Source organism: Pseudomonas sp. FW305-70 (assembly GCF_058783925.1).
This window is the reverse complement of record NZ_JBYSYZ010000010.1, coordinates 152,783-172,934: the sequence shown is the minus strand read 5'-3', so window position 1 is coordinate 172,934 and position 20,152 is coordinate 152,783. Positions and strand designations below refer to the sequence as shown.

Genomic DNA, 20,152 nt, shown 5'->3' with positions numbered 1-20,152 from the left:
GGTCCTTGCCGAATCGGCTGAAGGGGTCAGGGTCTTCAGCCGTTTCCATCAGCGCAACAGCCGTTATCAACCGGTTTTTTCCCACCTCGAAACAGACAATGAGCCTCTCTCGTCCCTCATTGAGTCTGTGCCCATGCAAACCACCAATACGGTTTTAATGATTCGCCCGACACGTTTCTCCTTCAATCAGGACACGGCGGCGAACAACCGCTTCCAGCGTCCGGCAACCGTTGCTGAAGACGTGCAACTCAAGGCCCTTGCCGAGTTCGATGGCTATGTCGACGCGTTGCGTCGGCACGGCGTCGAGGTCCTGGTGCATAACGATCGTGAAGCGCCGCATACCCCGGACTCGATCTTCCCCAACAACTGGTGGAGCAGCCACCCGGATGGCACCCTGGTGCTGTACCCGATGCAGGGCCACAACCGGCGCCTGGAGCGGGACAAGGGGGTACTCGACGGCTTGCTGGGCGAATACCGGATCGAGCAGGTGCTGGACCTGTCCCGCCTTGAAGAGCAGGAGGTTTTCCTGGAGGGCACCGGCAGCATGGTCCTGGATCGGCAACAGCGGATCTGTTACGCCGGGTATTCCACGCGCACCCACGCCCGGGCACTGGATCAACTGGTCACCCAACTGGGCTATGAACTCTGTGCGTTCAACGCGGTGGACCGCCAGGGCGTGGCGATTTATCACACTAATGTGATGATGAGCGTGGGCACGCGTCTGGCGGTGGTTTGCCTGTCATCGGTTGCTGATCCCAACGAACGCCAGGCATTGCGTATGCGTCTGGAAGACAGCGGCAAGCAGGTGATCGACCTGGATTGGGCGCAATTGGAATCTTTCGCCGGCAACATGCTGCAAGTGCATAGCGCAGCGGGCGAGCCGCTGCTGGTGATGTCGCGCACCGCCTGGCAATCCCTGGACGCCGATCAGCGTCGCTTGATCGAAACTCACACCACGCCGTTGCCGGTGAACATCGACACCATCGAGCGTATCGGTGGTGGCAGCGCGCGCTGCATGCTGGCCGAGGTGTTCCTGCCCAGGCAAATGTCCACCCGGCAACAGGTGCGATGATGGTCCGCCCGGCAATGACCGTCGGGCGCGATGATATGGCGCGTTAGCCGGGGAACGGAGGGGGGCAGTCGGACTCGGTGTAGGCGAGGCCGCCGTGGTCCACGAAAGCTGGAACGTTGGCCGCTTTGTCTCGAACCGTGGCGACCTCTGCCGAGGTCGCCATTTTTCAGGTGAATTGATCAGTTACCGTTTGGCAACGACAAGTTGATGCCTTCCTTCTTCAGGGCATCACGCACATATTGGAATTTCTGGTACTGCGACAGCTCGATCGGTCCGTCATAGCCCATGCTTTGCAGTTTGCGTGGCGGGTAATCAATGTACGTTTTCATCAGTTTCATGATAGCTGCCGAGATCGGCACCATCGTCCAGGTACGCTCGGTAAAGTTGTTCATGAAGAGGTCATAGCGTTCCTGCGGGTCTTGCCACAAATCAAACACCTGCGGCACGGTGGCCACATATTTTTGTGCGCCTTTCCATCCCAGGTTCGAGTCCACGGCGAGACCGCCTGTTTGGGCGCCATCGTCGCCGCGCAGGTTGAATACCGCTTTGTAGTTCCCGACACGGGCCGCACCCGGGGACAATTCATTCTCGGTAAAGTAGAACCACTCCTTGCGCGGTGAAGGGGCGCTACCGGTGAGTACTGGCGTCATGTCGTAGCTGTCGAAGATGATCGGCTGACCTTCACGGTCTTTCTCGGGCAGCTTGACGCCAGCCACAGAGGCGAACGTCGCCATTAAATCCAGGCCACCGAGAATCTCGTGGTTTTTCGTGTCCGGCTTGATCTTGTCTGGCCAGACGGCAATGGCCGGTACCCGGTTGCCGCCCTCACGCACCGTGCCCTTGGTGCCGCGGAACGGGGTATAGCCGGCGTCCGGATAAACGTCCTGCCAGGCCCCGTTGTCTGTGGTGTAAACCACCAAGGTGTTCTTATCCAGGCCCAGCGCCTTGAGCTTGTCCATGATGCGGCCGATGTGGGTATCGAGTTCGACGACGGAGTCGGCGTATTTGGATTTGGACATGGACTTATGAATGAACTCCGGAGCCGGCATATTCGGCTGGTGGACTTTCATGAAGTTGACGTTGATGAAAAACGGCTTGTCGGATTTGGCCGCCGTGTCGAGAAACTCAAGGGCCGCTTTTTCGACATAGTTATCAAAGAACGGAATGCCAACCACGCCGGGTTTACCATCCACGACGGGCGTGTCCACGTACTGGCCGTTGACCTTGAACTCTTCAACCGGTTTTTCGCCGGCCTTGCCGGACAACGCGCCTTTGGTCACCTTCTGGAACATCTCGCGGGTTTCCGGATCCATGTCGGGGAACCACGTTGGGTCCGCGTAGGTATAGGCATTGAGGTGATACAGGCCGACGTACTTCATCACGTCATAACCCTGGGCATTGGGCAGCGCATAGTCGGCTTCGCCCAAATGCCATTTGCCGGTGAAGTAGGTGTCATAGCCGCCGGTCTTCAACACGGATGCCAGCGTCCATTCGGCAGCTGGCAAACCACCGCCCTGGCCTTGAAACGCCACGGTGGTCATGCCGCTGCGATTGGGGATACGCCCGGTTTGCATGGCCGCCCGGCCAGGCGTACAGCTCGGCTGTGCATAGAAGGAGTAGAAAGTGACACCTTCTGCCGCCAACTCATCGATCTTGGGCGTTGGCATGCCGCGCCCGATCCCGCCTCCGTACGGCCCCAGATCGCCGTAGCCAGTGTCATCGGACACGATGAACAGGATATTGGTTTTTTCCGTTTGAGCGGCGTGGGCAAGCCCGTTCAATGACAACAATGCAGCAAACACGACAGACAACTTGAAACGATCCGATAGCTTTTCCATGCCAGCAACCTCGTTGTTTCATAATGTTGGCCGGTGATGAGTGCACAACTGCATTGACCCACGTGCTTTGGACCACCGAGCAATTAGCCCAGGTACTGCATACAGATCACGACTACTGTTGTTGCATGACCCTGTAAGGAGTAAGGCGCACGAAGGAGTCTAGTGCGGCTTTTACGGCTCAGCGGGGTATTTGCTCATACGTTGAATTCACCTGCAGCGGTGTTTCACTCGAATGCAAATACCTTCTTCCAATCCTTTTTCATGCTGATGACCGTCCAGCCATCTCGCTTGGCCTGGTCATAAAGGGGTTGCGTGAAGGTGCCTACCTTGGTCTCGGGCAATGCTTGAGCCGGGCCATAGGCATATTCGCGCTCGGCGTCGTCGTGCAGCACCAGCATCACCAGTCGCGCGCCTTGGCCGGCCTTGGTGTATTCCAGCATTTGCTTGTCGCCGGTGGAGTTGCCAAAGGCCGCGTTTGGCTGACGGCCCGTCATCAGATAGATGTTCTCTGGCTTGCCGGCATCGTTGTCGTTGAGCACTACTTTGGGTTGTTTGATCAACTGCGGTTTGCCGTTCTTGTCGTAGACATACTCGGTTGCGCCAGCGCTACCGATGACTTGTTCCGCAGGCACGCCATAGATCTCCTCGGAATAGGTGCGAACGAAGTCCTGCCCACCCCCGGTGACAATGTAGGTCTTGTAGCCATTGTCACGCAGGTATTGCATGACTTCCTTCATTGGCTGATACGTCAGTTCGGTGAAAGGACGCTTCCAGCGAGGGTCGCGGGCTTCGGCCAGCCAGGCACGAACTTGCTGCTTGAACTCATCCGTAGGCATGCCACTGAGGGTCACCATGGCGATTTTCAGGTAGTCATCGAGGGTCAGTTTTGCCATGGCGGCGCGGTCGCCCGACAGGACCGTCTTGAAGGGTTCGGCGCTGGCCAACTCCGGCTTTGCCTTGACCACCGCAGGAACGCGGCTCAGGCAATAAAACAGTTGGCTATACGCAGGATGCTCGACCCACAGCGTGCCGTCCTGGTCGAAGGTTGCGATGCGTTCGGCTGGCGAAACGAACTGGCTACCCCCTTCCTGGGTGGTCGCCTTGACGAACTCCACGATGGCTTGTTTGGCCGGCCCGTCATTCCAGGATGCCAAAGGGTCAGCCGCGAACACCGCCGTCGAAGCGATCAGGCTCAGCCCGAGTACGGCGAGGGGCGCGCCATGGCGGCGTTCAACGTGCGAGCAAAGGCGCGTCGCAGTGACTGCGGAGTTCCAGGTACGCTGCACCAGTATCATGAGATTCATGAAGTTCACCTACGGTGGATGGGTTAATCATTGGCGGCTACATGGCTGCTCACTCTGGCAAGGACTACAGCAGTTAGTTGGAAATCCAGTGTAGTGGGTTTGGGAATAATTGCTGTTTCTGCACTCGGATCGAGACATTGCTCAATGCAGGAGCGGCACGGGGTGGGGCAGGTCTGAGAAGTACATTCCCGAAAATGTGCAACATGAGCTGATCAGCTATACACAATATTCCACACGGCACTTCTTCAACCGATCGAGGTTGTCAATGAATTACACCCTCCCACTGACAGCGCTACTGGTCACAGCCAGTCTCTCGGGCTGCACCCGTTCATCCACCCAGTCGGTGACGCTTCCCCTGAAAGCCACCGAGCAGAATGCCGGCCAGATCGCCAATACAACGCTGACCGCCGTGGACAACGAAAGCAACTTCAACTTCTACATCTCTGGCGTCCCGACAGGAACCACTTTGCCGTTGCGCATTTACACGTTCGTCAACAGAGGCAACTGCCAACAGCCAGGTCCGGTTGCTTACGAGATGAACGACAGGATAACCACTCAGCGTACTGCTCAGGCAGGTTGGACGTTTGAGCGTGTTGCCCCGGTCTCTGTGTCGGATCTGTTGTCCGGTCAATATTCCGTTGTCGTGCGCACGACACCTGAGGATGGCAGCGTCGATCTTTTTTGCGGGGATATCGCACAAGCGGCTCGGTGACCGTTTTAGTTGATCGTTGAGCCAAGCGTCGCCAACGTGATTGCCGCGTACGCAAGTGCCGCTGATGTTCAGCGGCACTTGCTCGGGCTTATGCAAGCAACTGTCGCTTCAGAACCTTACCCACCGAACTGCGGGGCAGGGTGTCAATCATCTGCACCGACTTCACGCACTTGAAACCAGCCAGACGCAGGCGGCAGGCCTCGATGATCGCGGCCTCACTGGTCGCGCCTGGCGACGCGGCAACGACGAAGGCGACTGGCACCTCGCCCCATCGCGCATCAGGCTGGCCGACGACGGCGACCTCGGCGACACCTGGCAACGAGGCAATCACCGCCTCCAGTTCTGCCGGGTAGATGTTCTCGCCACCGCTGATGATCATGTCCTTGAGGCGATCCACCACGTGGAGAAATCCATGCTCGTCGATACGACCGATGTCACCGGTTCTGTACCAACCTTTTTGAATAGCTACCTGGGTGGCTTGCGGATTACGCCAGTAGCCGGAAAACATCATCGGCCCACGACACCAGACTTCGCCGTCCAGGCCAGGGGCCAGTGGCTCCAGGCTGGACGGATCGACGATTCTGACCTCACCAAACATCAGCACCTTGCCGTGGGAGTGGGCATGGGCGAGACCCATTTCGTGGGTCCAAAAGGTCACCGCGCCACAAAATTCGGTAATGCCGTACACCTGCTGCACTTTCACGCCGATGGCCAGACAGTCTTCGATCAGCCTGAGGGGAACTGCCGAGGCGCCGCAGGTCACGGAAACCAGGCTGGTGCTATCGACTTCCTGTTTTTTTGCCAGGGCCAACAATGCCTGAAGCATCACCGGCACAGTCATCAAGCTGGTGATGCGCTCGCGGGCGATCACCTCCCAGACTTGTGTGGGGTCGAAGTCAGGCAGCAGCACCGTGGTGCAACCTTTGAACACGTTGGTCAGCATGGGTGAAAGACCGCCGATATGGAACATCGGCGCGATCAGTAGAAAGCGGTGGTCCTGATTCCATTCCAGCGTGGCGCTGTTGCTTTGCGCGGTCCAGATCAACGCTGCGTGGGAGAGCAAGGCACCCTTGGGTTTTCCGGTAGTGCCCGAGGTGTACATGATCACCGCAGGGGCATCACCGCCGCGGCCCAGCAACAGCGGCGCGTCCAGGCTGGTATCGGCAGTGATGCGCTCGTAGGCGCCTGGCGCTTGTTCGGTACCCTTGTTGATCAGGATCAGGCCTGGACGGTCAGCTACCAATTGCCGGACGGTGGACGCGAACGCGTCCTCGAACAGCAGCGCTGCCGGTTCGCTGTCGGCCAGGATGTAGCTCAGCTCGGGCGCCTGAAGGCGCCAGTTGAGTATCACTAACGTGGCGCCGGCCTTCGCTACGGCAAACAGCGCGCAGGCGAGAAACTCGCTGTTCTTTGAATAGACCGCCACGCGATCGCCTTCGGCCACGCCCTGTGCAACCAGGTCATTGGCCAGGCGATTACAGCGTGCATCGAACTGGGCGAAGGTCCATCTTCCCGTGGGTGAAACCAGCGCTTCTCGGTCTGGCGTCAAGTCGGCGCGCTGTGCCAGCAACCGTCCTAAATGTACGCTCATGGCGTTCTCCTTTTTTATTGTTATGACTAACAGGGGCCAACTCAGAGACGGGGCATGGCGCGCTCGATCAAGGTGCTCAGCGGTGCATTGGAATCAAGGCTGCCAAAGGCAAATCCACACTCGTTGCCCAGGCGTGCCCGGCAGAAGGTGTCGGCAATCTCGTTATTGCCTGACTTGAGCAGCAGCCCGGCCTGGATTGCCAGCGCGGTGCGCTCCACCACCAGACGGCTTCGGGCCTCGAGGTTGCCAATGTCCTGGAATGCGTTGTGCAGCCACTGCAGGTGGCTGTCGTACAGCGGGTGCAGGCCTGCGGCGCTTTGCAGTTCGGCAAACAAGGCCTCACTGACCGCCGGGTCTTTGTGCAACGAGCGCAGCACATCCAGGCATTGCACGTTACCGCTGCCTTCCCAGATGGAATTCAAAGGTGCCTGGCGGTACAGGCGCGGCAGGATGTTTTCTTCGACAAAGCCAATCCCGCCCAGACATTCCTGGGCCTCGTTGACGAACGCCGGGGTGCGCTTGCAAATCCAGTACTTGCCGATGGCCGTGGCGATACGAGCGAAGGCCGCTTCCTGCGGATCGTTCGGCGAAGCATCCACGGCGCGGGCGATGCGCATCGTGAAGGCCACGGCAGCTTCACTTTCCAGCGCCAGATCGGCCAGCACGTTGCGCATCAGCGGTTGTTCGATCAGCACATGGCCGAAGGCATGTCGTTGGCTGACGTGGTTCAGCGCCTGCACCAGGGCTTGGCGCATCAGTGCCGAAGAGGCGATCACGCAGTCCAGACGGGTCAGCGCGACCATCTCCAGAATGGTCGCCACCCCGCGACCTTCAGCACCGACCAGATAGGCCGTAGCGCCCTGGAACTCCACTTCGGAGGAGGCATTGCTCCAGTCGCCCAGCTTGTCTTTGAGGCGCTGGATGCGCACGGCATTGAGCGAGCCATCGGGCAGGATTCGCGGCATCAGAAAACAGCTCACGCGCCCATCGAGCTGGGCAAGTACCAGGTGCGCATCACACATGGGGGCAGAGAAGAAGAACTTGTGACCGATCAGTTTGAAGCTGCCATCGGCCTGAGGGTGCGCCTGGGTGGTATTGCTGCGTACATCCGAGCCACCCTGTTTTTCGGTCATGCCCATGCCTATGGTGCAGGCGCGTTTTTGCTCGACGGGCAGGGGACGTGGGTCGTAGTCCCGGGCGGTCAGTTTGGGTATCCAGATTTTTGCCAGCTCAGGGGTGTTCAACAGCGCCGGAATGGCGGCGTGGGTCATGGTCAGCGGGCAGCAGGTGCCTGCATCTGCCTGGCCATTGAGATACAACAAGGCCGCGCGCACCACATGGGCTCCGGGTTGCCCCAAGTGGTTCCACGAAAAACTGTGTACCTCGCCGCGCATCGCGTTGAGCATCAGCTGGTGATAGGCGGGATGGAACTGCACTTCGTCAATGCGCCGGCCATAGCGATCGAAAGCGTGGAGCACGGGCTTGTTGCGATTGGCCTGCTCGCCCAGCTCCATTTGCTCGCCGCCACTCATGGCGCCATAGGCCGATAACTGTGCCTGTGCCCATTCGCCGCCGTTCGCTCGCACCGCCTCGCGCAGTGGGACATCACTGTCCCAGGCGTTGTAAGCTGGCAACGGCTGCGGCTGATTGAAAACTTCGTGGGTTGCAAACGGGGTGTCGATCTTTGGCTGGGTTGCGGCAGACATGAGCGGGTTTCTCCGTGATAGGTTCGGTGAAAATTACACTCAATGTATTTTTTATGTCAATCACTGTAATTTACGATCATTCATCAGGTGCGTGCCGAATCGTGCCGGGAAGGGAGGACTGTTTCTTGTTGGAACCCGCTTCAGACGAGCTCGAAAATCCGACGCCAACGCCGCGTCAGTTGATCCTCAAATTGCTCCTGGTTGTCGAAGGTGGTGAGCTGGATGTCACCAGCGCCGTGCGCGCCTGCGCTTTGTTCGGTCTGTCTGCGAACAACACACGCGTTGCCCTTGCCCGGTTGCAGAGCGCCGAACTGATCGAAACTGTCGTGCGCGGCGCCTACCGTCTTGGCCAGGCCGGCAGAGCGCTGGGCGAAGAGATAGGCGCCTGGCGTCAGGCCGAAACGCGTCTACGTGAGTGGGATGGAAGCTGGGTGGTGGCGCTTACGGCGGCTCTGGGCCGCAGTGATCGCAAAGCATTGCGTGCCCGAGAGCGCGCATTCGGATTGGTGGGCTTGCGCGAACTGGATGACGGATTGTTTATCCGCCCTGATAACCTGGTTGGCGGAGTGGCGCACACACGCGAACGTCTGCTGTCACTGGGCGTGGAAAACTCCACGGCGGTGTTCCAGGCGCAGCAGTTCGATCCGCAGCGAGACGCCCGGGCCCGTTTGCTGTGGGACGCCAGTGAGTTGCAGAAAACCTACAGCGACGGCCAACGCACGCTGCAGGCGTCGATGGCGCGCTTGGCCGGCATGCCGATTGAGGACGCTGCCCGTGAGTCGTATGTGCTGGGGGACCAGGCCATGCGCCAGATCGTGTTCGACCCGATGCTTCCTGAGCCTTTGGTGGACTCCGCGCACCGTCGTTCATTCCGCGAGCTGGTCAAGCGATATGACGATGTCGGCCACCAGATCTGGCGCGACTTTCTCGCCCAGGGTAGATGAAACCCAGGCGATCGTTTCGTTTGCCGGCTGCAGTCAGGGCAGGTCGACAAACACGCTTCGGACGGTGTCCCGATCAAGGCAGGCCGTTGCAACACCTGAGGAGAAAAAGCTGTGCTCCACTTGATCGGTGATCAATACTCTTGAGCGATGGACTTGCGGAGGGTGCCAATGATGACGCGCCTGATGGCGGGGCACCTGCATTCCCTGGATCCTGGGGGTGATGGTTGATTGGTATAGAGGCGACATGAAAAAAGTAAAGTTGGATCGTATCAACCGGGCAATCCTCGAAAACCTGCAAAGCAATGCTCGTATCAGCAATCTGGAGTTGGCCGAGAAGATTAATCTCTCCCCCAGCGCCTGCCTGCAAAGAACCAAGGCACTGGAGGATGCCGGCTACATTCGCGCCTACATGGCCTCGATCGACATCGATGCGATCTGTATCAATGTCATGGCCTATGTCATGTTCAGCCTGCGCGATCATGCGGGGCATCTGCGTGTTCAGTTCGAGCGCTTCATTGCCAAGCGTCGCGAACTGGTCGACTGCCTGAAGGTCGATGGCGAGTTCGACTACATTGCCCTGGCCACCTGTTCCACCGTTACCGATTTCAACACGCTCTGTGAGCAGCTGCTGGATGAAAACCCCAACATCCTGAAAATCAGCAGCAACATCATTCTCGACAAAACCAAGTGGTTTGCCGGCTACCCACTAGAGAATCTGATTTGGCGGGAGTGACGGCGAGCGACCTGCACAATCTGCGGTAAATGCCCGCGCATCCCGCAGCAAGTGCAATGTACACGGGCTATCTCAATCTTTTGCATCGCCGTCTTTGCGGACAATGCTGGTTTTATCCTGAGGGAGAGAACAGCCATGTCTGCATCTGCGTACGTCACCCTGGAAACGGCACTGGGGGCCTTTACACTCGAGCTGTTTGGTCAACAGGCACCGCTGACCACCGCAAATTTCCTGGCCTACGTGGACAGTGGTCGCTATGACGGCAGCAGCATTTTCCGCATCGTCAATCCGTCCAATCAGCAACCGGAAGATCCTGTTCGCATCAGTGTCGTGCACGGGGGGACGCGCCCTCTGGCAGCCAATAACTTACCCATGATCGAACTCGAAAGCACTCTGCAGACAGGCTTGAGCCATCGTCATGGCAGTGTGTCGCTGGGGCGTGACGAGGCCAACACTGCCGAAGGTGATTTTTTTATCTGCATCGGCGATCAGCCGCACTTCGATCATGGCGGCGCTCGCCATCCGGATGGCCTGGGCTTTGCGGCGTTCGGGCAAGTCTGCGCGGGCATGGAGGTGGTTGAGGCAATCTGGAGCAGTGCCGGGGCGCAGGAATACTTGCCGCCCGAGGCCGAGATCGCCATCGTGCGAGCCTATCGTCAGCGGCGAGGTGTGTGATGGGGCGCTCTGAGTATGTAAGGGCGGTAATGGCCGCGCGTCGATACGATGCGTTTTTGCTTCCCCGTAGCGATGCTTACCTCAACGAAGACCTGGCCCCGGCTGACGAAGCCATGTACTGGCTGACGGGTTTCAGTGGCAGCGCAGGGCTGGCGGTACTGACACAAGAATGCGCCGCGCTGCTGGTCGATGGTCGCTATACCGAGCAGGCCTGCCAGGAATGCCCTCAGTTCGAGACCTTGATGCTGGACGACAGCAGCCTGTTCAGTTGGCTACGCGGACAGTTGCAAGCCGGCGCAACCATCGCCTGCGATTCCAGGCTGCATAGCGTCGATGAGTGCGCGCGCTGGCAGGTCATGGCGACGCAATCGGGATTCAACTGGCACGAGTCCCTGGACAATCCGGTGCTTGAATGCTGGCGTAATCGCCCGGCGGCGCCAAACAGCCCGGTGCTTGCCTGGGGGCTGCAACATGCCGGTATGGCTGCACAAGACAAGCTCGAACACCTCACTGCCAGCTTGCGCGCTTCGCAATGCGATGCCTTGTGGCTGCCGGCGCCGGATATGTTGGCGTGGCTGTTGAACGTGCGCGGTCAGGATATCGATATCGCACCATTGCCGTTCAGCAACGCCCTGTTGTACGTCGATGGCCGACTTGACTGGTTCATCGACGCCGACCGCCTGCAACTGCCCGAGGGCTGGCTGCCCACTGCGGTGTCCGTGCGTTCACCCCAATGCCTGGATCAAGCCATCGCCGAACTGCATGGCCAACGGGTCTGGGTTGATCGCCGTCTGTGCACCGCGGCTGTCTATCGTCAATTCGAGTCCGCCGATTGTGTCTTTTTTGAGGCACCTAATCCTCTGCTGTTACAACGGGCCTGCAAACAACCCGCCGAGTTGCGTGGCAGTCGTGAAGCACATCGTATCGATGGCCTGGCCCTGTGCCGGTTCCTGTATGAGTTCCACTGCCAATGCGAGCGGTTTCTCGGACAAAGCGAATTGTCGATCGTCGAATCTCTTGAGGGCTGGCGCTCTCGGCATCCCGATTATCAAGGCGCGAGTTTCGAGACCATCGCCGCCACCGGTGCCAATGGCGCTCAGCCCCATTACTTGCCCAAGCCTGGACGTGCGGCAAAGCTCAAGCACGGTGAGTTGCTGCTGATCGATTCCGGTGGCCAATATCCCCAGGGCACGACCGACGTGACCCGGGTGCTGGCCTGCAGCCCCCCGACCGCGCGCCAGCGTTACCTTTACACCACCGTGTTGCGTGCCCATATCGCACTGGCTGGTTGCATGTTCCCCAGTGGAACCAGTGGTCAGCAACTGGACAGCGTTGCGCGGCAGGTGATGTGGCGCGAAGGCCTGGACTACGCCCATGGCACCGGACACGGCGTTGGCAGCTATCTTCATGTGCACGAGGGGCCCCACAGAATTGCCCCCCACGCCAGCGCGGTGCCACTGCAGGCAGGGATGGTGACATCGATTGAGCCGGGTGTTTACCTGCCCAATGAACTTGGCATTCGTATCGAGAACCTCTATGAGGTGGTTGAGGTCGAGGCGCATCCGGGGTTCCTGGGGTTTCAAGTCCTCACCCTGGTGCCGTTTGCCATTGAACTGATCGAACATGGACTACTGAGCCAGGCCGAAGCGCAGTGGCTCGATGAGTATCATCGGACTGTTCGGGGGGCATTGGCGCCCTCGCTGGAACCGGACGTCGCAGCATGGTTGAAGCGGCAAACACTACCGAACAACATGCAGTTTCGTGCTGAATAACCGTTGAATGTTTTTCCTGGCCCCTGCAAAAGCGCAGTTAGATTTCAGCGGGGCTGGCAACATGTTTCCAGCGTTCGCGAGCGCCTCAAAACAATTCTAATAGTCGGTTTGCCTCCTGCTTCATAGTGGGAGAGCAGGCGTTGCCAGTATAGAGGCGAGCATGAACAGTACAGAAAACGTGATTCCCGACGGGTACGATCGCAGACCCGTGCCCCAGTCCGAAACGGTTTCCGGAACCGGGCTGGCGTTGATTACCTTTGGGATAGGGATGACTTTGCCTGTGTTCTGGCTGGGTGCCGACGTGACCCGGAAAACAGGATTCTCGACGGCCTCGCTGATTTTCATCGGGGTCTGTGCCGTGCTCGGTTTACTCTGCGCATTGACCGCGATGGTGGGTGTGCGGACTCGACTGAGTACCTACATGATTCTGCAGTTTTCCTTTGGCCGGCATGGCGCCAAGTTAATCAACCTGACCATGGCGGTGACTTTGCTGGGGTTCTATGCCGCCACGGCGGATATCTTCGGCAGCACCGTGGCCAGCGCGTTGCAAAGTTCCTGGGGCATTGTCACGCCAGCATGGGTGCACTGTGTGTGGGGCAGCATCCTGATGACATTGATGGCCATCTACGGGTTGCGTGGCCTGGATCGGCTGTCGATTTACTCGGTGCCGCTTATGGCGCTGTTCATGCTGTTTGCATTGTACCTGGGCTTGCAGCGCGCAGCGCCCGGCCAACTGGGCGGGTTCCCGGGCTCGGGTGACAGCCTGGCACTGGCCATCGCCAGTACCATTGGCATGGTGATTTTGACACCGGTATTGATGCCTGATTTCACCCGGTACGCACGCACTGAAAAGGATGCCTTGATTGCCATTCTTGGAATGGCCGCAGGTTTTCCGTTTGTGCTTATCGTCGGTGGCCTGTTGTCGATCATCACCGACCAAAGCGAAATCATGCTGATCATGGCAAGCCTGGGTGTACTGCTGCCGGCCTTGGCCGTACTGGTGTTCTCCACCTGGATCACCAACACCGCGAATTTGTATTCCGCGACGCTCACGCTGGCGACTGTCAGCCGTACCGCGAGCTGGAAGCTGACAGTGGGCGGGAGCGTGCTGGCAACCGGTCTGGCTGTAGGTGGGTTCATGGCGCATTTCCTGGATTTCGTCATGGCCTTGAGCATCGTGATCCCGCCATTGGCGAGTATCTATGTCACGGACTTCTTTGTGGTACGCCAACAACGCTATGACATCGATGCACTGAAACAGTCCTGCGCATTTGGCTGGCCGGCACTGATCAGTTGGGCGCTGGCCAGCGCAGTCGCCTGGATGACGTCCTTTGAAGGCTGGACGCTGACATCGCAACCTACATTGGACTCACTTCTGGTCGCCCTCGTCGCGTACCTGGTGCTCCACCGATTGACCCCTGTTTCGACGATAGTGCCGTCGCACTCGTAAAACCGATAACTCCCCATCCAGCGCGTTGACCCGGGATTTACCCGGAGGGCGAAGCCATGCCTGTTTTTAGTAAAGCGAACACGACAAACGTGTGTTCGACAGGCTGGCTCGTCTTTTTTTCTGCCAACCGCAACGCCCATAAAAAGCTTTAGAAGTTCAGGAGCAGTTTTAATGAATATCATCCGACTCATCATGCTGGCCGCACTCGGGTTCAGTTGCGCAGCCCATGCGCAGGTGTCCAGCACAGTGGCCTTGACCTCCGAGTATCAGGTTCGTGGTATCGGTTACTCCGGCAACGATCCGGCATTGAGCATGAGCCTGGACTGGGCCGGCGAGAGCGGCTTGTTTGTCGGCGCCTGGGCGACCAATACCGACAGCTACGAAAGTGGCAACGCCTATGACGATGGCGCGAACATCGAGATCGACTTTTACGGTGGCTATAACGGCCAACTGGAAAACGGATTGCGTTATGGCGTGATCGGTTACTACTACACGTTCCCTTCAACCAACTACAACATCAACTACCCGGAAATTGGATTCAGTCTCGGCTACGGCAACTTCAATACGTATTTCTACTATTCCAACGACATGATCAGTACGTCCCAGTCGTCCCAGTACGTGGCGGCCGATTACACCTTCAATCTGCCGTTGCAAGTCGATCTGACGTTCCTGGCCGGGCACTCCTTTGGTGAGTACTTTCGCCAGCCGGACCTGACAGGCGCCCATGAATACTCGAACTGGGAAGTCGCACTCAAGCGCAGCTTCGGCCCGGTCAATACAAAGCTGAGCTGGGTCGACACCGACTTGTCGGGTCGCTACTACAACAGTGGCGAGTATTTGCGTAATGACGGACGCCTGATCTTCACCGTTTCCCACACTTTTTGAATTATCAGCCGGCGGCCCTGCGGCTGGCCGGCTTTAGCGTGACTGCCGGAGGACTTATGACAATCCGTGTGGCTACCGATATCGGTGGCACTTTTACTGACCTGGTTTACCTGGAAAACGGTGTGATCAATGCGGTCAAGGCCGACACTACACCGCCGAACTTTGAACAGGGACTGCTCAATGCGGTCGCCAAAAGTGGCGTCAGTTACGCCGACATCGAGTTTTTCGCCCATGGCTCGACCGTGGTGATCAACACGCTGACCGAACGCAAGGGCGTCAAAACCGCCTTGCTGACCACCCGCGGATTTCGCGATGTGCTGGAGATCGCCCGGGGCAATACGCCGGATATTTTCAATACCTACTACCGCAAGCCGCCGCCTTTCGTTGCGCGTCATCTGCGTCTGGAAATCTGTGAGCGCCTGAATTATCGCGGTGAAGTCGTCACCCCACTGAACCTTGAGAACCTGCCAGCCATACTCGACACCTTGCGCGGGGAGGGCGTCGAAGCGATCGCGATCTGCCTGCTGCATGCTTATTGCAATCCTGTGCATGAACAGCAATTGATGGCTGCCGTGCAGGCGTTGTGGCCACAAGTGGCGGTCATCGCTTCGCATCAGGTCAGCCGTGCGCTGCGTGAATATGAGCGCACCAATACCACCGTGTTGTCGGCTTACGTGATGCCGGCTACCCGAGACTATCTGGATAATCTGTCGAAGCACCTGACAGATAAAGGGCTGCAATCGGCGCCCTTTATCATGAAGTCCAACGGCGGTATTTCCCCGGTCAATGCGGCCAAGCAGGATCCGATCAGCCTGGTGGAGTCCGGGCCGGTTGGCGGCATCCTCGGGGCGCAGGCCTATGGTCAGTTGATCGGGGAAAACCAGTTGCTGGCGCTGGATATCGGCGGCACAACGGCCAAGTGTTCTTTGATCCATGACGGCAAGGTGGTCATCAGCAACGACTACGTGATCGAAAAAACGGCGATCAGTGCCGGTTATCCGATCATGACAGCTGTCGTGGACATCGTTGAAATCGGCAATGGCGGTGGCAGCCTGGCCTGGGTCGATGCGGCGGGCAGCCTGCGTGTGGGGCCGCAAAGTGCAGGTTCCACGCCAGGCCCGGTCGCATATGGACGCGGTGGACTGGCACCCACAACCACCGATGCCAACCTCTACACTGGCCGGATCAATCCGGATGACTTCGCCGGCGGCGAAATCACACCCGATGTTGCGGGAGTGGAGAGGGCTTTTGCACAGTTGGGAGAACAGATTGGCGTGTCGTCCAAGCTATTGGCTCATGGTGTGTTGCAGATCGCCAACGCCAACATGGTCAACGCGCTCAAACTGATTTCGGTCAATCGTGGCCATGATCCTCGCGACTTCGCGCTCATGGCCTTCGGTGGCGGTGGCGCACTTCACGCCACTGCACTGGCCGCCGAGCTGGGGATTCCGAAAGTCATCATTCCACCATTCGCCGGGGTATTTTCGGCCTGGGGCATGCTGATGCTCGACTCTCGACGCGACTACATTCAGACGCACCTGCAAATGCTCGATGATGAAGGGCTACCTGGCCTGACCAGGGCTTTTGCCAGTCTTCAGGCCACTGCCGAAAAACAATTTGCCGACGACGGTATGTCGCGCGAAAAGCTCCGTTTCGAATGGCACATCGACGCGCGCTATATCGGCCAGGAACACACGGTAAAAGTCGCCCTCGACGAACTGCAACTGTCGTCGATACTCGAGCGCTTTCACACGCAGCACGAGCAGGCCTACACCTTCCGGCTGGAGTTACCGATCGAGGTCGTAAACCTTCATCTGGTGGCATTTGGCGAAGTACCCAAATCGCCCATGGCGCCCATCGGTGTGAGTACTTCGACGACCGCCGAAGTTGCGTTGAGTGGGCGCCGCTGGGTCGAGTTCGAGCCTGAACAACCTGTCAATACGCCCCTGTACCAACGCTCGGCACTGCTCAGCGGTATGCGGATCGATGGCCCGGCGATTATCGAAGAGGCGACTACCACGACCGTCGTTCGCCCGGCCGATCGGCTTGAAGTTGACCCGTACGGTGGCCTTCATATCCATATCAACGTGCAGGAGGTTTCGGCATGAGCAACGCCAACCCATTTACCCGCGAAATCATTAAAAACGCCCTGGTTGCTATTGGTGAAGAGATGTTCATTGCCCTCAAACGCACCAGCATGAGCCCGATCATCTATGAAGCACTGGATTACGGCATTGGCCTGACTGATGCGACAGGACAGTTGATCTCCCAAGGCAACGGCATTCCTGGTTTTATTGGCACACTCGATGGCGCCGTACGCAGCGTGATGGAGAAATTCCCGCTGACCGATATTTTGCCGGGCGACATGTTCATCACCAATGACCCTTACGGCGGAGGTGGCACGCATCTTTCGGATGTCTCGATGATCATGCCGGTTTTCCATAAGGAGCGCCTGATCGCCTGGACGGCCAACAAGGCGCACTGGACGGAGGTGGGTGGCAAGGATCCTGGCAGCTTCAGCTCCGATGCCTCGGAGATTTACCAGGAAGGCTTGCAGTTTCCTACCGTACGCATCTATGACCGTGGACGGATCAATCAAGCCGTGGTGGACATCATTGCTGCCAACGTCCGCCTGCCAGACATGACGCTGGGTGACCTGCATGCCTGCGCAGCTGCGTTGCGCGTGGGGGAGCGGCGGCTGTTGTCGATCGTGGCCAAGTATGGCGAGGAAACCACCCTCGATGCCATCGAGCGGTTGCTCGAACACGGCGAGGCGATGACGCTGGCCGCGTTTGCAAGCCTGCCCAGGGGTGTTTTTTATGCCGAGGACGTCATCGACGAGGACGGCCTGGGCAACGGGCCATTCACGGTGAAGGTCAAAGTCGAGATCGCTGAGGGTCGTTTCGTGGCCGATTTCACTGGGTCAAGCCTGCAAGCGCAAGGGCCGATCAACAATACCTTGTGCGGTCTGCAGTCAGCGGTACGCGAAGTGTTCATGGGCGTTGTGCGACCTGGTATTGCGGCCAATGCCGGGTGTTTCCGTCCAATCGAAGTGATCTGTCCGCCTGGCACCATCTGCACGGCTCAGCGTCCGGCGCCGGTGTCTGCTTACTTCGAGTCAATGGTAGCGGCGGCCGATGTGATACGTCGCGCATTGGCTCAAGTGCTGCCGGATCGCTTGATCGCAGGGCAACTCGGTTCCGTGTGCTCAATGGTATTGAATGGGCGCAACTCCATTACCAACGATGAGTACCTTATGGTTCAGCCGTTGGTTGGCGGCTGGGGCGCCGGGCATGACAAGGACGGAGAGAGCGGTCAGTTCTGTGTGGGCAATGGTGAAACCAGCAATATTCCCGTCGAATTGACCGAGCGTTGTTATGAAGTATTAGTCGAGCGCTATGGCTTTCATCACGAAGAGGGTGGTGCGGGGCGTTACTGCGGTGGAAGAGGGGTGATGCTCGATTACAGGATCCTGTCGCCCAAAGCCTGGGTGTCGACATTCTTCGGGCGCGGGATCACCCCGCCGTGGGGCATTGATGGAGGTCACGAAGGCTCGTGCAATTATGCCGAAGTCATTCGCGAACGGGGGCCAACCGAGCGCTTCAGTCGAGCCAATCGCGTGGCGCTTGAAAAAGGCGATTTGCTGCGTCTGGTCACTGCCAACGGCGGTGGTTGGGGGCCGGCAAAAGCGCGGAGCCTGGACGCTATCCAGGATGATATAAAAAACCAATACATCTCAGTCGAACAGGCCCGGCGCGACTATCCCGAGCAGATGTCCCTGGCATAGCTGAACTGAAGCATGCGAGTAACAGAACCGACACCGGAATCGGTGTGAGAAGTGCCTGCCAGGGACGGCAGGGCTTCGCTACTGTCGATCCAAGGTTTGTCACCTGGCCGTGACTCATGAGTTCGCCAAACTGTCCCACCAACAACAGCAATCGATAATGCCCCGAAAAATCCGGCACCTGGCTCGGCTGGGCATTCATCGCAAGCGGCAAAAACAACTCCAACATGGCCATACAACATGCACCCGTTACGACAAAGCCTGCACAACGAACTACACGCGCGCCCGTCACTGTATTTCGATGAGCCGGCCCATGTGTTTCATCTGGCCTTCCTCGGCAGCGATCAGGCGTGCAATGCATTCCTTGAACAATGCTGCCCAGGCACCCTCGACCTGAATGCCGCCCAAGGCATTACCCAACTCGATGGCCATGCACTGAAATGGGAGCGCCATGCCGAGTTTTTCACCCTGACACTGGTGGTCACTTCATCTTGTGATGACTTGTCCTGGACAACGCTGCCCGAGGTGCTGGCGTCAAAGGTCGAAGTGCATTTGCCGGCCCTGATCAACTCGGTGCAGATTGTCGTGCGTGGTGAAACCGGCCTGGATCTGTCCCGGTACGGCTTCAAGGATCCGAGCGGTTCGTGCGTGGGCGGTGGCGATGCCATGGTCTGGAGTGATTTTCGCTTGAGCGAGGAGGGCAACAACCACATGTTGTTCGTCAACCGGCGCCTGAATGCCTACCGCCAGGGCCGGATGATACGCCGCCTGCTGGAAATCGAGACCTACAGGATGATGGCCTCGTTATCCTTGACCATGGCCAAGGACTTGAGCGCGCAACTCGATGTTTTTGACAAGACCCTGGTCACCCTGTCCGAACGCAACGCCGACCCGCACGGCAGCAATGCGAAAGCCCTGCTGGCGGATATTTCCAACCTGTCTGCGCAAGTGGTGAGCAGCGCTGCGAAAACCCGGCATCGCTTCAGTGCCACGCAAGCCTATGCGCAATTGGTGTTCGAACGTCTGGGTGAGCTGCGGGAAAGTCACGTCGGTGATTGCCAACGCCTGGGCGTATTTATCGAGCGCCGCTTCAAACCGACCGTCAGGTACTGCACCGCCACCGAACAGCGCCTGGAGCACCTGGCCGAAAGCGTGGCCAACCTGGGCGATCTGTTACAGGCACGGGTTCAGGTCGAAATGGAGGAACAGAACTCGGAAATCCTCAAAAGCCTGAATGCCCGCGCCGATGCCCAGATCAAGATCCAGCGCGCAGTGGAGGGGCTGTCGATCATTGCCATTACCTACTACCTGCTCAGCTTGCTCAAGCTGGGTTACTCAGGGGTGCACCTGCTTGGCGTTGAGGTGTCCCCGCGAGAGGCCATGCTGGTCATGGCGCCGCTCGCGATTGGTATTCTTGTGTTGATTGTGCTGCGTATCAGGAAAGTCAAAGAGCATTGAGGTGATGGCCTGCGATGTCGTTGCAGTGCCTTTTCCACTTGCACATGGCGGCCGCCGGCAAAGGGGTGAAACTAATTGCAGGTGTAGCAGGCTGCCAGGCACCCACCGTGGGTACATCCAGTTGGCGATAAACCAGTCCTCTGCCTCCGTCCTGACTTTGAACTCATGAGCACTAGCATTGTGGAGTCAGCAGGACATGCACTGTTGTAAAGCGCTGCGCTTAACAAA

General features: G+C 58.4%; 15 protein-coding genes. 11 read left to right on the top strand and 4 right to left on the bottom strand.

All coding sequences use genetic code 11. The features are described 5' to 3' along the window. The first annotated feature begins 133 nt into the window (after nucleotides 1-133). Nucleotides 134-1,072, top strand: coding sequence for a citrulline utilization hydrolase CtlX (gene ctlX / locus AC3WN7_RS10710; RefSeq protein ID WP_102675004.1), 939 nt, complete (start codon nucleotides 134-136; stop codon nucleotides 1,070-1,072). 179 nt (nucleotides 1,073-1,251) lie between these two features. On the opposite strand, the gene AC3WN7_RS10705 is transcribed toward ctlX, so the two are convergent. Beyond that, nucleotides 1,252-2,910 (bottom strand): arylsulfatase, encoded by a 1,659-nt coding sequence (locus AC3WN7_RS10705; protein ID WP_095966080.1) that lies wholly within the window; start codon nucleotides 2,908-2,910, stop codon nucleotides 1,252-1,254. A 224-nt stretch (nucleotides 2,911-3,134) separates the two neighbouring features. After that, on the bottom strand, nucleotides 3,135-4,214 hold the full coding sequence (locus tag AC3WN7_RS10700; RefSeq protein ID WP_095966081.1) for an HAD family hydrolase: 1,080 nt from the start codon (nucleotides 4,212-4,214) through the stop codon (nucleotides 3,135-3,137). 265 nt (nucleotides 4,215-4,479) lie between these two features. Here AC3WN7_RS10700 and AC3WN7_RS10695 point away from each other — a divergent pair, with 265 nt between their 5' ends. Then, nucleotides 4,480-4,926: a hypothetical protein gene (locus AC3WN7_RS10695; protein WP_095966082.1), complete on the top strand. Its 447-nt coding sequence runs from the start codon at nucleotides 4,480-4,482 to the stop codon at nucleotides 4,924-4,926. Between the two features lie 88 nt (nucleotides 4,927-5,014). Here the strand turns inward: AC3WN7_RS10695 and menE are convergent, their stop codons facing one another. After that, complete coding sequence (menE, locus tag AC3WN7_RS10690; protein WP_102675003.1) at nucleotides 5,015-6,517, bottom strand: o-succinylbenzoate--CoA ligase; 1,503 nt, start codon at nucleotides 6,515-6,517, stop codon at nucleotides 5,015-5,017. Nucleotides 6,518-6,558: 41 nt separating this feature from the next. Then, a complete protein-coding gene (locus tag AC3WN7_RS10685; protein ID WP_102675002.1) occupies nucleotides 6,559-8,223 on the bottom strand; it encodes an isovaleryl-CoA dehydrogenase in 1,665 nt (554 codons plus the stop codon). 128 nt (nucleotides 8,224-8,351) lie between these two features. On the opposite strand from AC3WN7_RS10685, the gene AC3WN7_RS10680 reads away from it, so the two are divergent. The 9 genes from AC3WN7_RS10680 to AC3WN7_RS10640 all read left to right on the top strand — a co-directional run bounded on the left by AC3WN7_RS10680 (nucleotide 8,352) and on the right by AC3WN7_RS10640 (nucleotide 19,924). Then, nucleotides 8,352-9,167, top strand: a complete 816-nt coding sequence (locus tag AC3WN7_RS10680; RefSeq protein WP_256358924.1) for a PaaX family transcriptional regulator C-terminal domain-containing protein — start codon at nucleotides 8,352-8,354, stop codon at nucleotides 9,165-9,167. A 244-nt stretch (nucleotides 9,168-9,411) separates the two neighbouring features. After that, complete coding sequence (locus AC3WN7_RS10675) at nucleotides 9,412-9,900, top strand: Lrp/AsnC family transcriptional regulator (RefSeq protein ID WP_102675000.1); 489 nt, start codon at nucleotides 9,412-9,414, stop codon at nucleotides 9,898-9,900. A gap of 135 nt (nucleotides 9,901-10,035) precedes the next feature. Further along, nucleotides 10,036-10,575 carry a peptidylprolyl isomerase gene (locus AC3WN7_RS10670; RefSeq protein ID WP_102674999.1) on the top strand — a complete coding sequence of 180 codons (540 nt, stop codon included), beginning with the start codon at nucleotides 10,036-10,038 and terminating at the stop codon, nucleotides 10,573-10,575. Continuing rightward, a complete protein-coding gene (locus AC3WN7_RS10665) occupies nucleotides 10,575-12,347 on the top strand; it encodes an aminopeptidase P family protein (protein WP_102674998.1) in 1,773 nt (590 codons plus the stop codon). Before AC3WN7_RS10670 ends, AC3WN7_RS10665 begins: the two co-directional genes overlap by 1 nt. 160 nt (nucleotides 12,348-12,507) lie before the next feature. Continuing rightward, entirely contained in the window at nucleotides 12,508-13,797 is a 1,290-nt protein-coding gene (locus AC3WN7_RS10660; RefSeq protein WP_102674997.1) for a purine-cytosine permease family protein, read from the top strand. Between the two features lie 171 nt (nucleotides 13,798-13,968). Then, the gene (locus tag AC3WN7_RS10655; protein ID WP_102674996.1) at nucleotides 13,969-14,682 is read left to right on the top strand and encodes a TorF family putative porin; all 714 of its coding nucleotides are present in this window, start codon (nucleotides 13,969-13,971) and stop codon (nucleotides 14,680-14,682) included. Between the two features lie 56 nt (nucleotides 14,683-14,738). Beyond that, the gene (locus tag AC3WN7_RS10650; protein ID WP_173862124.1) at nucleotides 14,739-16,790 is read left to right on the top strand and encodes a hydantoinase/oxoprolinase family protein; all 2,052 of its coding nucleotides are present in this window, start codon (nucleotides 14,739-14,741) and stop codon (nucleotides 16,788-16,790) included. Further along, nucleotides 16,787-18,469 carry a hydantoinase B/oxoprolinase family protein gene (locus AC3WN7_RS10645; protein WP_102674995.1) on the top strand — a complete coding sequence of 561 codons (1,683 nt, stop codon included), beginning with the start codon at nucleotides 16,787-16,789 and terminating at the stop codon, nucleotides 18,467-18,469. The genes AC3WN7_RS10650 and AC3WN7_RS10645 overlap by 4 nt, the downstream gene beginning before the upstream one ends. Nucleotides 18,470-18,706: 237 nt before the next feature. Continuing rightward, nucleotides 18,707-19,924, top strand: coding sequence for a DUF3422 domain-containing protein (locus AC3WN7_RS10640; protein ID WP_102674994.1), 1,218 nt, complete (start codon nucleotides 18,707-18,709; stop codon nucleotides 19,922-19,924). Nucleotides 19,925-20,152: the final 228 nt, after the last annotated feature.

What these genes read in the sequence shown, in the direction of transcription:
- AC3WN7_RS10660 (WP_102674997.1), top strand. Translation starts at nt 12,508, where the DNA reads ATGAACAGTACAGAAAACGTGATTCCCGACGGGTACGATCGCAGACCC.
- AC3WN7_RS10675 (WP_102675000.1), top strand. Translation starts at nt 9,412, where the DNA reads ATGAAAAAAGTAAAGTTGGATCGTATCAACCGGGCAATCCTCGAAAAC.
- AC3WN7_RS10665 (WP_102674998.1), top strand. Translation starts at nt 10,575, where the DNA reads ATGGGGCGCTCTGAGTATGTAAGGGCGGTAATGGCCGCGCGTCGATAC.
- AC3WN7_RS10670 (WP_102674999.1), top strand. Translation starts at nt 10,036, where the DNA reads ATGTCTGCATCTGCGTACGTCACCCTGGAAACGGCACTGGGGGCCTTT.
- ctlX (WP_102675004.1), top strand. Translation starts at nt 134, where the DNA reads ATGCAAACCACCAATACGGTTTTAATGATTCGCCCGACACGTTTCTCC.
- AC3WN7_RS10645 (WP_102674995.1), top strand. Translation starts at nt 16,787, where the DNA reads ATGAGCAACGCCAACCCATTTACCCGCGAAATCATTAAAAACGCCCTG.
- AC3WN7_RS10650 (WP_173862124.1), top strand. Translation starts at nt 14,739, where the DNA reads ATGACAATCCGTGTGGCTACCGATATCGGTGGCACTTTTACTGACCTG.
- AC3WN7_RS10700 (WP_095966081.1), bottom strand. Translation starts at nt 4,214, where the DNA reads ATGAATCTCATGATACTGGTGCAGCGTACCTGGAACTCCGCAGTCACT.
- AC3WN7_RS10685 (WP_102675002.1), bottom strand. Translation starts at nt 8,223, where the DNA reads ATGTCTGCCGCAACCCAGCCAAAGATCGACACCCCGTTTGCAACCCAC.
- AC3WN7_RS10640 (WP_102674994.1), top strand. Translation starts at nt 18,707, where the DNA reads ATGCACCCGTTACGACAAAGCCTGCACAACGAACTACACGCGCGCCCG.
- AC3WN7_RS10705 (WP_095966080.1), bottom strand. Translation starts at nt 2,910, where the DNA reads ATGGAAAAGCTATCGGATCGTTTCAAGTTGTCTGTCGTGTTTGCTGCA.
- menE (WP_102675003.1), bottom strand. Translation starts at nt 6,517, where the DNA reads ATGAGCGTACATTTAGGACGGTTGCTGGCACAGCGCGCCGACTTGACG.
- AC3WN7_RS10655 (WP_102674996.1), top strand. Translation starts at nt 13,969, where the DNA reads ATGAATATCATCCGACTCATCATGCTGGCCGCACTCGGGTTCAGTTGC.
- AC3WN7_RS10695 (WP_095966082.1), top strand. Translation starts at nt 4,480, where the DNA reads ATGAATTACACCCTCCCACTGACAGCGCTACTGGTCACAGCCAGTCTC.